The following is a 15,419-nucleotide window of genomic DNA, read 5'->3' as shown; positions in this document are numbered from 1 at the left end:
AATTTATAACGCTATACATTTCTCTATGAATTATGTTTTCAAACATTATATCCTTTAGCATAAGGAACAAGTTTATTGTTCTTCTCTTTACAGCGGGCATTGCCTTGATAGGGCTTTATTCGCTGTCACAAATACCCATCGGGGCCGTTCCTGATGTCACCAATAACCAGGTTCAGGTCATCACTACGTCAAGAAGCCTGTCCACCCAGGACATGGAAAAGTTTGTCACCTATCCGGTGGAACTTGAAATGGCAAACCTTCCAGGGGTCAAGGAAATCCGTTCGGTTTCCAAGTTTGGCCTCTCCGTGGTCACCATCGTTTTTGAGGACAACATGGGGACCTACCTCCCCAGGCAGCTTATCGCTGAAAAGATAAAGTCCGCGACCAGCCGGATTCCAGAAGGGTTCGGCAACCCGGAGATGGGGCCCATAACTACAGGATTGGGCGAAATCTACCAATATGTGTTGGATGTGGAACCTGCCTACAAGGGCCTTTACAGCTCCACAGAACTCAGGACCATACAAGACTGGATTGTAAAGCGCCAACTCTCCGGTATTCCAGGGGTGGTGGAGGTCAACACCTGGGGCGGACACCTCAAACAATATGAAGTTGCCATCCAGACCCAAAAACTGAACGCCTTCAACATTACCGCAAAAGAGGTGTTCACCGCTTTGGAAATGAACAACAGTGTTACCGGCGGCGGCTATATCGAAAAAGTGAACCAGGCCTATTTTATCCGTGGAGAAGGTCTTGTCGGCAGCCTCAAGGACATCGAAAACATTGTCGTCACCACCCGAAATGGCATCCCCATCTATATCAAGGATGTGGCCAAGGTCGGTTTTGGCAGTGCGCTTCGGTTCGGGGCGATCACTGGCAACGGAGAGGGTGAAAAAGTCCTTGGCCAAATCATGATGTTGAAAGATGCCGATTCCAAACGCGTGATCGAAGCCGTAAAGGAAAGGGTTGCGACCATTTCCAAGTCCTTGCCCGAAGGGGTCTATATCAATCCGTTCCTGGACCGTAGTGAACTCATTGGACGGACCACCTTCACCGTGACGGAAAACTTGATCCTCGGTTGCCTGATTGTAATTTTTGTTGTGGTACTGCTCTTGGGCAATTGGCGGTCCGGACTTGTGGTAGCATCGGTGATTCCGCTCTGTTTGCTGTTCGCACTGACGCTGATGAACACTTTCGGGGTGGATGCCAACCTGTTGAGCCTTGGGGCCATCGATTTTGGGATCATTATAGACGGGGCAGTGATCATCGTAGAGTACATTGCCTTCCAGATCACCCAAAAGAAAGCTGACCTGGCCCATTTGGGCAAGACAGAAACACAGTCCGTCAAAGATGACATCACCTTGAAAGGGGCCACAAAAATGATGAACTCCGCCGTCTTTGGACAGCTTATCATTCTCATTGTGTTCATCCCCATTCTATCCTTGAGCGGTGTGGAGGGCAAAATGTTCAAACCCATGGCCCTGACTTTCAGTTTTGCCCTCTTGGGAGCCATTCTGTTGTGTTTCACTTATGTGCCCGTGGCCTCCGCATTGTTCCTAAAACCATCCAAGGAATCGGCCAAAAGCGTATCCACCCGTTTGGTCAACTGGATCAACCGTCGGTATGAACCGATCATCGAATGGGCCATGAAAAGCAAGAAATTGGTGCTTTCCCTAGCGGCCTCTCTGCTGCTGGGAGCCATTCTGCTGTTCTCCTCAATGGGAGGTGAATTCGTTCCCACACTGGACGAAGGTGATTTTGTGATCCAACCCGTTTTGAAAACAGGCACCACTTTGACAAAGACCATTGAAACGACCACCAAAATGGAACAGATCCTATTGGAAAAGTTTCCTGAGGTAAAACAGGTGGTGAGCCGTATCGGTGCAGCAGAAGTGCCCACGGACCCGATGTCCATGGAAGAAAGCGATGTCATCATTTCCCTAAAACCAAAAAGTGAATGGGTCTCGGCCGAAACCAAGGATGAACTCGCCGATAAGTTTAAAGAGGCCTTGGCGGTCATTCCAGGGATCGAGCTGGAGTTTACCCAGCCCATTGAAATGCGCTTCAATGAATTGATCACAGGGGTACGGGCCGACATCGCCATCAAAATTTTTGGACAGGACCTGGAAATCCTGAACAAGAAGGCCAACGAGATCAAGGACCTTATCCAAAATGTGGAAGGGGCCTCGGACATCATCGTGGAAAAAGTGGAAGGCCTCCCCCAAATGAACGTGTCCTTTGACCGTGCCAAAATTGCCCGGCATGGGCTCAATATCGCCGACCTGAACGAAATGATCGCCATGGGCTTTGCAGGCAAGGTAGTGGGAAGTGTGTTCGAGGGCGAACGCCAATTTGATATGGCCGTTCGGTTGGATTCGGAAAACCGAAAGGATATTTCCAACCTGAAAAACCTTTATGTGGACATCCCCAACGGCGGAAAGATCCCGATGAGCGAACTTGCGGAGATCACCTATCAAAAAGGGGCCGCCAAAATCTCACGGGACAATACCCAACGGCGTATCGTGGTCGGCATCAATGTCAGGAACAGGGACCTCCAGTCCGTTGTGGACGATGTGCAGCTATTGATCAACAAGAACATATCCTTGCCCCCTGGATATATTGTCACCTATGGAGGCCAGTTCGAAAATCTTCAGAATGCCAAAGCTAGGTTGACGATTGCCGTACCCATTGCATTGTTGCTCATTTTCATCATGCTCTACTTTGCCTTTGGCTCGGTCAAGGAAGCCCTGCTCATCTTCTCGGCCATCCCGCTATCTGCTGTGGGAGGTGTGCTCTTGCTCTGGCTACGGGGCATGCCCTTCAGCATATCGGCGGGGGTAGGTTTTATTGCGCTTTTTGGTATTGCGGTACTGAACGGGATCGTGCTGATAGAGCATTTCAAGGAACTCAAGGGCAAAGACTTTGATTCCATGGAAGACCTCATCAAACAGGGCACCAAGGACAGGCTCCGTGCCGTTCTGTTGACCGCATCGGCAGCGGCATTGGGGTTCTTGCCCATGGCCGTGTCCACCAATGCTGGGGCAGAGGTGCAAAGACCGTTGGCCACGGTGGTGATCGGCGGATTGGTAACGGCGACCATACTCACCCTAGTGGTCCTGCCAGTTTTGTATGCCTATTCCCATAACATCAAATTCCGAGGAATGAGAAAAAGAAGAAAAGAGCGAAAATTGAACAGGAACGGATTGACCATTCTGCTTCTTTTGATGGCAGCTTCCGGATTTTCCCAAGAAAAGTTGGACCTCGAAGACCTTATGACGCTTTCATTGAAAAACAACAAAGGGATTCAGGCCGGGTCATTGATGGTAGATCAAGCGGAAACCCTCAAGGGAACCGCCTTTGAGTTCGACAAGACGGACATCTATTACCAATATGATGAAAACAACCTTGCGTTAAACGGGGACCCCTTGAAGGTTTTTGGGGCACAGCAACAGTTTGAATTTCCCACCGTATATGGTGCGAAAAGCAGGCTTCAAAAATCCAATCACGAGTTTCAAAAATCATCTTTTGAGATCCAAAAGAAGCAACTGTACCAATCGCTGAGCAATGCCTATTACCAATACCAGACCCTGACCCAAAAGGCAAAGCTCTATGGGACACTGGACAGTATTTACAGCAATTTTGCCCATGCGGCAAATAGGCGTTTTGAACTTGGGGAGACCAATTATCTGGAAAAAGTGACGGCCACGGCCAAGCAACGCCAGATCACGAACACCTACTCCAAAATAAAACAGCAGATCCTGACCACCTATGGTGAGATTGTGAGCTTGGTGCAAAGTGGGGATACCTTGGACATCGTGGAAGAGCAACCTGAAAAACTCGCGGTGCTGAACGCCCAGGGGATGTTGGAAACGGAAACCACCTTTTTGGACCATCGTCAAGAGCTCAGCAATGCCCAAAAGAGCCTGGAGGAGAACCGGTTGCTGCCCGACCTCAATCTAGAGTATTTCCAAGGGACCAACAAGGGATTGGGGACATCCCTATACGGCATCCAATTGGGGGTTCGGGTCCCGATTTTCTTTTTTGGCCATAGCAGCAAGGTAAAATCGGCCAAGATTAGGACCAAGATCACGGAGATGGAAAACACGGAAATCACCGTTGCCATGAACCAACGCTACAAAACCTTGTTGGGACAATTGGAGCAACAGGCCCAAGAACTTTCCTATTATGAGGACGAGGGCGGTCAGCTTTCCGATCAGATCTTGAAAGCGGCCTCCGGAAACTTTCAAAACGGGGAAATCGACTTTTTCCAATACATCCAAAGTCTGGAGAACGCCTACGACATCCAACTCAATTATCTGGATGTGCTCAGCCAATACAATCAGACTGTAATCGCCATTAATTACTTGACCATAACATTATAACAATGAAACATATCATCCAATTTGCCACAGTTTTCCTATTATTGACGGGTTGTGGCAATACAAACAAGGAAGGATCAACTTCCGAAGAACAGGGAGACGAAAGAGGGATCATGGTAACACAAAATCAATTCGACGCCAACAACCTGACGTTGGGAACCATGGAAAAAAGAACATTCCCCAAAATGGTGGAGACCTCGGGAATGATAGACGTTCCACCAGAAAACCGGGCCAGTGTCATGGCCTTCATGGGCGGTTTCGTAAAAAAGACCTCCCTATTGATCGGTGACCGGGTAAAAAAGGGACAATTGTTGGTGACCTTGGAAAACCAAGAATTTGTGCAGATGCAACAGGAATACCTTGAGGTTTTCAACCAATTGGATTTTTTAAAGGCTGAATTTGAACGAAACCAGACCCTTTTTGATGAAAAAATAGCCTCACAAAAGAATTTCCTACAGGCGAAGAGTAATTATGAAACGGCCAAGGCCCGTTACCAAGGTCTGCGTGAACAATTGCAGATGCTCAACATTTCGCCCAGCAAGGTGGAACAGGGGCAAATTTCCCCTGAAGCCGCAATTTACGCCCCCATCTCGGGAAGTATCACCCAAATGAACGTCGCCAGAGGAAGCTATGTTTCCCCTGCTACCAAGATTTTGGAGATTGTGGACAACAGCCATGTGCATTTGGAACTCACCGTCTTTGAAAAGGACATCCTCAAAGTGAAAAAAGGACAAAAAATCCAATTTAAAATTCCTGAGGCCTCCGAAGAAGCCTTCAATGCAGAGGTCCACTTGGTGGGTGCCTCCATTGACGGGGCCAAGCGCACCATTCAAGTGCATGGCCATTTGGAACGCGAGGACGGGAATTTTCTTCCCGGCATGTTCGTGGATGCCATGATCATGACAGATACCGTCAAAACCTGGTCATTGCCAGAAGAAGCGGTGATTGAGTCCGAGGGCAGCCACTTTGTACTCAAGTTGGTGCGTAAAGAGGACGGGGGGTACACTTTTGAACGTGTGGCCGTGAAACAAGGGAACACCTTTGATGGCCATACCGAGATCATCGGCACGGAATGGTCAGAAACGGACCAATTTTTGACCAAGGGTGTCTTTGATCTGATCGGGGGATAATTTATTATCCCAGTCCCACATCCAAGGTCATCATAATGATAAATCCACCGATAAAACCCATTGTGGCGATATCGGTGTATTTGTCCTGTTGCGTTTCAGGGATCACCTCCTCGACCACCACAAAGATCATGGCCCCGGCAGCAAAAGAAAGGGCATAGGGCAAAATGGGTTCAAAAGTGAGCACGGCCCAGGCCCCGAGAACACCTGCTATGGGCTCCACGATGGCAGAGGCCTGGCCATAGACCCAGCTTTTCCACCTACTTAATCCATGTCGTCTGAGCGGCATGGCCACAGCAAACCCTTCGGGAAAGTTTTGGAGGCCAATCCCAATGGCCAAGGCAACGGCGCCTCCTATGGAAGCCCCTTCAAAACCGGCAGCCACACCCCCAAAAAGGACGCCGACGGCCAATCCTTCGGGAATGTTGTGCAGTGTAATGGCCAACGTAAGCAAGATGGTGCGGTGCCAAGGGGTCTTTATTCCTTCGGCCTCGCTCATTTTAAAATTGATGTGGAGGTGGGGCAATACTTTGTCCAGACCAAAAATAAATCCGGCGCCCATCAAGAAACCTACCGCTGCAGGAATCACTTTTATAAAACCCTCGCCTTCGCTCATCTCGATCCCCGGTGCCAAGAGGCTCCAGAAACTTGCCGCTACCATGACCCCTCCGGTGAACCCCAACATGCCATCCAGTACGGCACGGTTGGCAGTCTTGAAGAAGAACACCAGTCCTGCCCCCAAAGCGGTGAGCCCCCAAGTGAACAAGGTGGCATAAAAAGCGGCCAAAACGGGGTCGATCTCTTCAAAATAGTGTATTATCTGTTCCATCAGTCATTCTTTTTAACGTAGAGGTTGGATGCTATCTGGTGGGAAATCCGAAGCTCCCTGCCCTCCATTTGTATCTGTAGGGATTGGTCAAAATCCTCTTTGTCCAAGATCTTGATCGTGTTTCCCAAAGCTATTTTGTTCTTGTCCAAAAATTTCAGGAACGGAGCGGAGGAATCCTTGACACCAACACACACCCCTTGGGCATGGATGGGCATCTCGCTGAGCAATTGTTTGTCCCGCTCCATGAATTTTCCATCCTTAGTGGGAATGGGGTCCCCGTGCGGATCGTATTTGGGAAAATCCAACAGCGCATCGATCTTGTCGATCAGTTTTTCGCTTTTGATGTGTTCCAACTGCTCGGCCACTTCGTGTACCTCGTCCCAGGTAAAATCCAGTTTTTTCACCAAGAACACTTCCCAAAGCCTGTGCTTCCTGATGATGGAGAGTGCTGTCCGTGTTCCATCATCGGTCAGGGAGATTCCTTGGTACTTCTTATAGTGCACCAGGCCTTTTTCAGCCAGTTTCTTGGCCATATCGGTAACCGACGAGGGTTTGGTCTCCATCTGTTCCGCAATGGCATTGGTGCTGATGGACCCCGCTTCCCCGTTGCCCAGATGAAAAATGGCCTTCAAATAATTTTCCTCCGATCGGGTCATGAAAAAAATTTTTCCAAAAATACATTTTTATTTATCAAAACCTATTTTTAGATTTGTCTAAATTTTAATTTTTACTAAACTGAATTCAATTTGTAAATATATCGCCCTGTTATGGGTTGCCTTGGTGGGCCATTATTGTTTCGCTCAAACTGCCACCTTGAAAGGTAAGGTCATCGACAATGGAGAGCCCCTACCCATGGCCAACGTGCTATTGAAAGGAACCGAAATGGGCTCCGCGACCGATATAGAGGGTGTATTTGAGCTGACCAACATCCAACCAGGCAATTATGTATTGTTGGTTTCTTCTTTGGGGTATTTGCCCTACCAAACTAAAATCAATTTGGGCCCAGCCGAGGTCAAAACCATCAACATATCGCTTGAACCATCGGCCGAAAGTCTGGACGAAACCGTGGTGACGGGCACCCTAAAACCCGTGAGTCGTTTGGAAAGCCCTGTCCCCGTCGAGGTCTATTCCCCTACCTTTCTTAAAAAAAACCCTACGGCCAGCATTTTTGATGCGCTTCAAAATGTAAATGGCGTTCGCCCGCAAATCAATTGCAATGTGTGCAACACGGGGGACATCCATATCAACGGACTTGAAGGGCCCTATACGCTCGTCCTGATTGACGGAATGCCCATTGTAAGCGGTCTGGGCACGGTGTATGGCCTCACCGGTATTCCAAATTCCTTGATCGAACAGATTGAAATTGTGAAAGGTCCTGCCTCTTCCCTATATGGAAGTGAAGCCGTGGGTGGTTTGATCAACATCATCACCAAAACCACCTTGAGCGCCCCAGAATTTTTTGCCGATGGGTTTATGACCGGATGGGGCGAATATAATCTGGATGTGGGCAGTAAATTCGGATTAGGGAAAAAAGCGGATGTGCTTTTAGGGGTCAATTACTTCAACTACAACCAACCTATTGACAACAATGGGGACAATTTTACCGACCTTACCCTCCAAGACCGCATTTCCATCTTTCAGAAATGGGATGTTGAACGAAAGGATTCCCGAATATTCTCTTTGGCGGGCAGGTTTTTTTATGAAGACCGTTGGGGCGGGGAAATGCAATGGACCCCTGAGTTTCGTGGTGGGGATGAAATCTATGGGGAAAGCATCTATACCCGCCGTTGGGAGGTGTTGGGAAAATATCAATTGCCCCTTGCAGAAAAATTGTTGCTGTCCGTTTCGTATAATGACCATAGCCAAAATTCGGTCTATGGCGATACGGAATACCTAGCGGACCAGCGTATCGGCTTTGCGCAGCTCACTTGGGATAAAACATTGGGGCATCACGACCTGCTGTTGGGGAGCGCGGTCCGATACAATTATTACGATGACAATACGCCGGCTACACCCGAGGCGGACCGTATCTGGATCCCAAGTGTATTTGCCCAGGATGAATACTCGTTTGCCCCAAAACATTCCTTTTTGGGTGGCTTGCGGTATGATCATGACCAAAGGCATGGCAACATTTTAACGCCCCGTGCTGCCTACAAATGGAAAATTTCTGACCATGATATTCTTCGAGTGAATGCAGGGACCGGTTTTCGGGTGGTGAACCTTTTTACCGAGGAGCATGCTGCCCTTACGGGTGCGCGGGAGGTGGTAATTGCCGAAGAGCTGAAACCGGAACGCTCCGTGAACGTCAACCTCAACTATTTGAAGAAGATTTACAGTGACAATGGCACCTTTATCGGAATCGATGCCTCAGCATTTTACACCCGATTCTCCAATGTGATCCTCCCCGATTATGAGACCAATCCCAACCAGATCATTTATGACAATCTGGATGGCAAGTCGGTTTCCCAAGGCATCAGTGCAAATTTGGACATTGCCTTTCCCAGCAGTTTGAAGATCATGGTGGGGGCTACATGGCAAGATGTGAGCAATACGGAAAACGGGGTGACCCAGCAGCAGATCTTGACGGAGAGCATCACTGCCACCTGGAACCTTTCCTATACCTTTCGTTCGCTCAAACTCACGGCCGATTACACAGGGAACCTCTATGGCCCTATGCGGCTGCCCCTTTTGGGTGAACTGGATCCAAGACAGGCCTACTCCCCTACTTGGAGCATCCAGAACATTCAGTTTACGTATAAGGGACTGCACAATTTTGAGGTATATGGGGGCATCAAAAATCTATTGGACTGGACCCCCAACCGTGGGAACCCGTTTATCATTGCACGGGCCAATGATCCATTTGATAAAGAGGTTACCTTTGATAGCAGTGGCAATGCCATGGCCACACAGAACAATCCCTACGCCCTTACCTTTGACCCCACTTATGTCTATGGGCCCAACCAGGGCATTCGAGGATTTTTGGGATTACGGTATACGGTTTTCTAGGACAATGCATTAAATAGAAAGCAAGACCTTATCCAACGACACTACCCATATAATGCTGTTTTATAAGCCATAGATCAAAAAAAATCCTATTTTTAAGGTAACGGGACGCACATCCCCTCAATTTGCACATAGATGAAACTGAACCAACAACAAAAGAAAGAAGCCCATGATATGATGGAGCTTTGGGAAGACGATGTATTGGAGCGTTATCCTGAAAATGCCAGTAAGTCCAAGGAAGAATTCCGGAATTACGACGATCCCGCCCGAGATACGGTGAAGGAGTTCTACAAAATGAACCATACCTATCAGACCTATGATTTTGTGATGGAAAAGGAAAAAGAGTTTCTTTCCTTGAACCGCAAGGAAATGAGCCTTTGGGACGCTGTGGAATACCTGAACACCTTGGTGGACGATTCCGACCCCGATATTGATCTAGATCAGACCCAACACCTCTTACAAACTTCGGAAGCCATCCGTGCCGACGGTCACCCCGATTGGTTTGTGTTGACCGGATTTTTGCATGATTTGGGCAAAGTGCTTTGCCTTTTTGGCGAACCGCAATGGGCCGTAGTGGGCGATACTTTCCCAGTGGGTTGCAAGTTCTCGGATAAAATTGTGTATCCGGAATTTTTCAATGCCAACCCGGATAATACCGATGAACGTTTCAACACCAAACTTGGCGTGTACAAGGAAAATTGTGGGTTGAAAAATGTTCATATGTCTTGGGGGCATGACGAATACCTCTACCACATCATGAAGGATTATCTGCCCGAAGAAGGCTTGTACATGATTCGCTACCACAGTTTTTATGCACAGCATCGGGAACATGCCTATGATCATTTGCTGGACGATCACGATCGTGCCATGTTCAAATGGGTGGACAAGTTCAATCCCTACGATTTGTATTCCAAGGCACCGGTAAAACCCAATGTAAAGGAACTACGCCCCTATTACGAGGATTTGGCTTCCAAGTACCTGCCCGATACAATTCGGTTTTAGCGGATGGTAGCATTCATTAGTTTTTTTGTGTTCACGGCCTTTGTTGCCGCGTACTCCAGTTGGAAATTACGTAAGGACAACTTCTCCACAAAGGATGGCTATTTTTTGGGCGGACGAAGTTTGACAGGTATTGTCATTGCCGGTTCCCTGTTGTTGACCAATATTTCCACCGAACATTTGGTGGGCATGAATGGGGATGCTTATAAACACGGTGCCATTATTGTGGCTTGGGAAGTGACCTCGGCTTTGGCTTTGGTGGCAGCGGCCCTGTATTTTGCACCTCGTTATCTACAAATGGGACTTACCACCATACCTGAGTTCCTGGAAAAGCGTTTTGATGGGTTGACTAGGACCATCATTGCCTTTTTGCTCATCATTTCCTTTGTGTCCACCCTCTTGCCCATTGTGTTGTACTCGGGGGCCATCAGTATTGAGCAGATTTTTGATATTTCCGGTTTGTTGGGCATCACCCAGACCGAGGGCCTTTGGTTAACTGTAATCGTTGTGGGGTTCATCGGTGCCGTTTATGCCATTTTTGGCGGATTGAAAATGGTGGCCTATACAGATACTATCAATGGTTTTGGGCTCTTGGTCGCTGGAATTTCCATTCCATTATTGGCGTTGTGGAACATTGGGGATGGCAATATGATGGAAGGGCTCCGATTGGTTTTTGAAAAAGCTCCCGAAAAATTCAATGTGGTCAGTGATGAGGTTTCTGTGGGACCAGGATCACGCGATGCCATCATGCCTTTTGGTGTATTGTTTACGGGGCTCATCATCAACCAGCTGTATTTTTGGACCATGCACCAGTCCATCATCCAACGGGTATTGGGTGCTGTCAGTTTAAAGGAGGCCCAAAAAGGGCTGTTATATGCGGGACTCTTAAAAATTTTGGTGCCTTTGATCATTGTCTTACCGGGTATCATTGCCTTCTATTATTTCAATGACACGTTTTACGACAAAAAAGAGCTGGTCTACCCCAGCTTGGTAAAAAAAGTTCTGCCCTTTTGGATGACCGGTTTTTTTGTGGCCGTTTTGATGGGAGCCATCCTAAGCACCTTCAACAGTGCGCTGAACAGTGCTGCCACCATTTTCAGTCTGGGTATTTATAAACGATACATCAACAAAAACGCCAATGAAAGGCGATTGGTCAAAATTGGTAAATCAACATCCGCGTTATTGGCTTTGTTCGCTATCGGGATTGCACCCTTTATTGCCCATGCCCCTCGTGGACTTTATCAATTGCTGCAACAGTTGAACGGCATATTCTTCATCCCCATGGCCACGGTGATCTTGGCCGGATTTTTTCTGCCAAAGGTATCTGCCAAAGGAGCTAAAGCAGGTCTGTTCTTTGGTCTGTTCTTTTATGTATTCACAAATTTTATCTGGCAGGTGGATATGCACTATGTGCATCTTTGGGGGATTGAATTTGTACTAAACATTGGGGTTATGCTTCTGGTTTCACATTTCTACCCAAGGACCAATACCTTTAGTATTACAAACATTGGTGTGGTGGATGTTACCCAATGGAAATATGCCAAGGGTTTCAGCATATTCTTGGTGTTGGCCACCTTGGCCGTTTATATTTTCTTGGGCAATGTGGGATAGCTTGAATTTCTGAAGGTACAAGCCATTTCAATGTGTATTTTTACAGCATGTCCCATTACGATTACATCATCATAGGAGCGGGAGCGGCTGGTCTTTTGTTGGCCGAGGCAATGGGAAGTGATTCCTTTTTTTCCAATAAATCCATTTTGGTGCTGGACAAGGACAACAAAACCAAAAACGACCGTACTTGGTGCTTTTGGGAACGGGGCAAAGGCCAGTTTGATGATTTGGTCCACAAAACCTGGGAAAACGTATATGTGGGTGGGCAACTGTTTCAAAAATCCACTTCCATTGCTCCTTACACTTATAAAATGCTACGTGGGATTGATTTCTACAATCACTTTTTACCAAAGGTAAAAGCCTATCCGAACATCACTTGGATCCAAGAAGAAGTGCTCTACATTGAAGAGAAGGAATATACGGTCTCGGTATCCACAACCAACCATAAGTTTTCGGGACAAACGGTATTTTCCAGTGGCTATGACCCTTCCATCCTCTCAAAACAAAAGAATTATCCCGTTTTACAACAACATTTTCTGGGATGGCAAATAAAAACCGACCAGTTGGTATTTAATACTGGAGAGGTTGTCTTTATGGACTTTTCCGTGCCCCAAAAAGGCAATACCCGGTTCATGTACGTCCTCCCCTTTTCAGAAAATGGGGCCTTGGTGGAATACACCTTGTTTTCAGAGCATCTATTGGAAAAAAGTGAATACGAAGAAGCCATCAAAACATACATTTCTGCGAATTATGGCGGTACAAAGTACACCATCGAAGAAACAGAATTTGGTAGCATTCCCATGACCTGTTACCCGTTCCACCAACACAATACAGACCGTGTTTTCCATATCGGTATCGCAGGCGGATGGACCAAACCGAGTACAGGCTATACCTTTTACAACACCAGTAGGCAAGTCCCAAAATTGGTGGAACACCTAAAGAAGGGAAAGCGGTTGTCCGAGTTCCATCAAAAAAGCAGGTTTATGTTCTATGACATGCTTTTGCTCGACATTTTGCACGAGAACAACCACTTGGGGCACGACATATTCGAGTCGATGTTCCGGAGACGAAAGGCTTCGCTCATCCTAAAATTTCTCGAAAACGAGACCAATCTATGGGAGGAATTTAAAATTGTCACTGCTCCCAAACCACTTCCGTTCATAAAGGCCCTCTTCAAAAGGATGTTTTAAACGGTGCGCTGCATCAAACCCTCGCCAAACTTTTTGAGCAAAGCTTTGCTTTCCTTCCGCAAATCGATTTTTTCCAACTCATCAAAAGCCTTTTGGGTAAACGCGCTGATAGCCTCCTTCGTCTCCCCTACGGCATCGCTCTCCATAAAAATGGCCTTGACCGCTTCCACTTTGGCCGTGGAATCTTCGGGCTTAATGGAATAGAGATGCAAAAGGCTTTCCCTATCCTGCTTGGTCGCCTTTTCAAGTGCTTTTAGGTACAAAAAGGTCTTCTTGTTTTCCCTAATGTCCCCCCCTACCTGTTTGCCAAACGTCTCCGGGTCTCCAAAAGCATCCAAATAATCATCCTGCAATTGGAAAGCGATGCCCAGGTTTCTGCCGAATTCATAAATGGCCTCTGCCTCTTTTTTTGGAGCAGCGGCCACAATGGCACCTATCTTCATGGCAGCGGCCACCAGAACCGAGGTCTTGTACTCTATCATCTTCAGGTATTCGGGAATGGCAACATCGTCCCGGGTCTCAAAATCCACGTCGTACTGCTGTCCCTCGCAGACCTCAATGGCCGTTTTGCTGAAAAGCGAGGTGAGTTCCTTATACATTTCAGCTGGGTAGCTTTCAAAAAATTGATAGGAAAGGATCAACATGGCATCCCCGGAGAGGATTCCTGTGTTCATGTCCCATTTTTCATGAACGGTGACCTTTCCCCGGCGCAGCGGGGCATCGTCCATGATATCATCGTGCACCAGTGAAAAATTATGGAACATTTCCACGGCCAATGCTGCATCCATGGCGTCCTCGGCCTTGCCCCCAAAAAGTTCCGTGGTCATCAAGGTGAGGATGGGGCGCAACCGTTTTCCGCCCAACCCTAGGATATATTGTATGGGAGCATACAGGTTTTGGGGGTCCTTCATTAAGGTACGGGCCTTCAAATGGGCCACAAAACCATCCCTGTAGGCATCGATGAATTGAGTTTCAGACATAGGGTCAAAAATACATTCAAAAAATTGAAAAGAAATGGAATCATTAGGAGTTCTTCGTACTTGACATCATGGAATTTTGGATGGTTTGATTGCCCGATCAATGCATTATTGGATTTAAACTTGAAATTGGGTTTGTTCTTAACCTCCATTATTTGTTTGATTTTCAACACAAAACGGGGCAACCAAAAGTCAAAATGCACATCCCTTAAAAAAATTTGCTCCAAAATTGCAATAGATTTGAAATCCTTCGTCTCTATCAATGAAGAGAGCAATGAATCAATTTTGAATGGCAGGCCCAACCGAGAACCGCAATAACCTTAGCACCTTTTTCAATGAGGAATACAGTTCGTTGAGGTCGTATGTGCAATCCAAGATCAGGGACACCTCGGAAAGGGATGCGGAGGATATTGTACAGGACGTTGCCCTTCGGATATTTTCGCGTGCGGACGATGCCGTGCCCATCAACAACATTGGCGGGTTTGTGTACAACGCCATACGCAACAGGATCATAGACATCATGAGGGGCAAAAAAGAAAAAAAGCTCCCCAGTGAGGACATAGACCGGCAGTGGCAGGAATTCGCGGAACTGTTCTATGGGAATGCGGACAACAGCTATTCGCCCGAAATGGAAGTGGCTCTCAAAAAGGCCATAACGGACCTGAAACCCATGTACAGGGATATTGTGGTCGCCATTGATTTTGAAGGATATACCTATAAAGAATTGGCCGATCGGACCGGCATACCCCAAGGAACATTGATGTCCAGAAGGCACCGGGCCATGTCTGAATTGTCAAAAAGTTTGGAAAACATAAAAGAATCGAATTATGGAACGTAAAAATGACTTTGAAAAAAGTGTGGAAAAAAAGGTGGAACACAAAGTGAAGAAAATTATAAAAGTAATCGCCATGGTACTCTTCGGAGTGGCAATGCTTCTCTTGGCAAACTACCTGCTCATGCGATTGTGGAACTGGCTCATGCCCGACCTTTTCGGACTGTCCACCATCTCCTACTGGCAATCGTTGGGCATTTTTGTCCTGGCCAAGCTCCTTTTCGGATTTGGTGGGGGAGGAAAAAAAGGTGGCGGGCCGCGTCACAAAAGACAGTTACGGTCGTCCAACAGGTGCGGCTCGCTCCGAAGGGACTTTGGCGAGTGGAAGCATTACGACCAATTCTGGAAGGAAGAGGGCGAAGAAGCCTTTAAGGCATACGTAGAAAGAATCAAAAACGAAAATCATGATACCGAGTAAAAAGAACAACCTCAAGGAAAGGTACCTCCATAGGTATATCCCCTTTTTTTGGAACCT

Annotated in this window: 11 protein-coding genes; 8 read left to right on the top strand and 3 right to left on the bottom strand. The window is 47.3% G+C overall.

Going from position 1 to position 15,419, the window contains the following annotated elements; genetic code table 11:
- Window positions 1-32 precede the first annotated feature (32 nt).
- Both D2V93_RS15505 and D2V93_RS15500 read left to right on the top strand, forming a co-directional pair.
- Window positions 33-4,379: a CusA/CzcA family heavy metal efflux RND transporter gene (locus D2V93_RS15505; RefSeq protein ID WP_119620051.1), complete on the top strand. Its 4,347-nt coding sequence runs from the start codon at window positions 33-35 to the stop codon at window positions 4,377-4,379.
- 2 nt (window positions 4,380-4,381) lie between these two features.
- Window positions 4,382-5,506 carry an efflux RND transporter periplasmic adaptor subunit gene (locus tag D2V93_RS15500; protein ID WP_119620050.1) on the top strand — a complete coding sequence of 375 codons (1,125 nt, stop codon included), beginning with the start codon at window positions 4,382-4,384 and terminating at the stop codon, window positions 5,504-5,506.
- Between the two features lie 4 nt (window positions 5,507-5,510).
- Here D2V93_RS15500 and D2V93_RS15495 read toward each other — a convergent pair whose 3' ends face one another.
- Entirely contained in the window at window positions 5,511-6,332 is an 822-nt protein-coding gene (locus tag D2V93_RS15495; RefSeq protein WP_119620049.1) for a ZIP family metal transporter, read from the bottom strand.
- Complete coding sequence (locus D2V93_RS15490) at window positions 6,332-6,988, bottom strand: metal-dependent transcriptional regulator (protein ID WP_119620048.1); 657 nt, start codon at window positions 6,986-6,988, stop codon at window positions 6,332-6,334. The genes D2V93_RS15495 and D2V93_RS15490 overlap by 1 nt, the downstream gene beginning before the upstream one ends.
- An 88-nt stretch (window positions 6,989-7,076) precedes the next feature.
- Between D2V93_RS15490 and D2V93_RS15485 the strand changes: the two genes are divergently transcribed.
- The 4 genes from D2V93_RS15485 to D2V93_RS15470 all read left to right on the top strand — a co-directional run bounded on the left by D2V93_RS15485 (window position 7,077) and on the right by D2V93_RS15470 (window position 13,135).
- The gene (locus tag D2V93_RS15485; RefSeq protein ID WP_409557882.1) at window positions 7,077-9,338 is read left to right on the top strand and encodes a TonB-dependent receptor; all 2,262 of its coding nucleotides are present in this window, start codon (window positions 7,077-7,079) and stop codon (window positions 9,336-9,338) included.
- A gap of 132 nt (window positions 9,339-9,470) precedes the next feature.
- Window positions 9,471-10,337, top strand: coding sequence for an inositol oxygenase family protein (locus tag D2V93_RS15480; protein ID WP_083569701.1), 867 nt, complete (start codon window positions 9,471-9,473; stop codon window positions 10,335-10,337).
- A gap of 3 nt (window positions 10,338-10,340) precedes the next feature.
- Window positions 10,341-11,945: a solute:sodium symporter family transporter gene (locus D2V93_RS15475; RefSeq protein WP_119620046.1), complete on the top strand. Its 1,605-nt coding sequence runs from the start codon at window positions 10,341-10,343 to the stop codon at window positions 11,943-11,945.
- A gap of 47 nt (window positions 11,946-11,992) precedes the next feature.
- Window positions 11,993-13,135, top strand: a complete 1,143-nt coding sequence (locus tag D2V93_RS15470; RefSeq protein ID WP_119620045.1) for a lycopene cyclase family protein — start codon at window positions 11,993-11,995, stop codon at window positions 13,133-13,135.
- Here the strand turns inward: D2V93_RS15470 and D2V93_RS15465 are convergent.
- Window positions 13,132-14,115, bottom strand: coding sequence for a polyprenyl synthetase family protein (locus D2V93_RS15465; RefSeq protein ID WP_119620044.1), 984 nt, complete (start codon window positions 14,113-14,115; stop codon window positions 13,132-13,134). The two genes, D2V93_RS15470 and D2V93_RS15465, sit on opposite strands and share 4 nt — an antisense overlap.
- 286 nt (window positions 14,116-14,401) lie before the next feature.
- On the opposite strand from D2V93_RS15465, the gene D2V93_RS15455 reads away from it, so the two are divergent.
- Together D2V93_RS15455 and D2V93_RS15450 are read left to right on the top strand one after the other, a co-directional pair.
- Window positions 14,402-14,950, top strand: a complete 549-nt coding sequence (locus D2V93_RS15455; RefSeq protein WP_119620043.1) for an RNA polymerase sigma factor — start codon at window positions 14,402-14,404, stop codon at window positions 14,948-14,950.
- Window positions 14,940-15,362 carry a hypothetical protein gene (locus D2V93_RS15450; RefSeq protein WP_119620042.1) on the top strand — a complete coding sequence of 141 codons (423 nt, stop codon included), beginning with the start codon at window positions 14,940-14,942 and terminating at the stop codon, window positions 15,360-15,362. The genes D2V93_RS15455 and D2V93_RS15450 overlap by 11 nt, the downstream gene beginning before the upstream one ends.
- Window positions 15,363-15,419 lie beyond the last annotated feature (57 nt).

The organism is Flagellimonas taeanensis (assembly GCF_003584105.1).
Lineage (GTDB): Bacteria > Bacteroidota > Bacteroidia > Flavobacteriales > Flavobacteriaceae > Flagellimonas > Flagellimonas taeanensis.
Note: the sequence above shows the minus strand (reverse complement) of the source record. Positions and strands in the feature narration are given on the sequence as shown.

Excerpts from the sequence above, each read along its gene's own strand:
- D2V93_RS15470 (WP_119620045.1), top strand. The coding sequence starts at position 11,993 with ATGTCCCATTACGATTACATCATCATAGGAGCGGGAGCGGCTGGTCTT.
- D2V93_RS15495 (WP_119620049.1), bottom strand. The coding sequence starts at position 6,332 with ATGGAACAGATAATACACTATTTTGAAGAGATCGACCCCGTTTTGGCC.
- D2V93_RS15455 (WP_119620043.1), top strand. The coding sequence starts at position 14,402 with ATGGCAGGCCCAACCGAGAACCGCAATAACCTTAGCACCTTTTTCAAT.
- D2V93_RS15450 (WP_119620042.1), top strand. The coding sequence starts at position 14,940 with ATGGAACGTAAAAATGACTTTGAAAAAAGTGTGGAAAAAAAGGTGGAA.
- D2V93_RS15465 (WP_119620044.1), bottom strand. The coding sequence starts at position 14,115 with ATGTCTGAAACTCAATTCATCGATGCCTACAGGGATGGTTTTGTGGCC.
- D2V93_RS15500 (WP_119620050.1), top strand. The coding sequence starts at position 4,382 with ATGAAACATATCATCCAATTTGCCACAGTTTTCCTATTATTGACGGGT.
- D2V93_RS15475 (WP_119620046.1), top strand. The coding sequence starts at position 10,341 with ATGGTAGCATTCATTAGTTTTTTTGTGTTCACGGCCTTTGTTGCCGCG.
- D2V93_RS15480 (WP_083569701.1), top strand. The coding sequence starts at position 9,471 with ATGAAACTGAACCAACAACAAAAGAAAGAAGCCCATGATATGATGGAG.
- D2V93_RS15490 (WP_119620048.1), bottom strand. The coding sequence starts at position 6,988 with ATGACCCGATCGGAGGAAAATTATTTGAAGGCCATTTTTCATCTGGGC.
- D2V93_RS15505 (WP_119620051.1), top strand. The coding sequence starts at position 33 with ATGTTTTCAAACATTATATCCTTTAGCATAAGGAACAAGTTTATTGTT.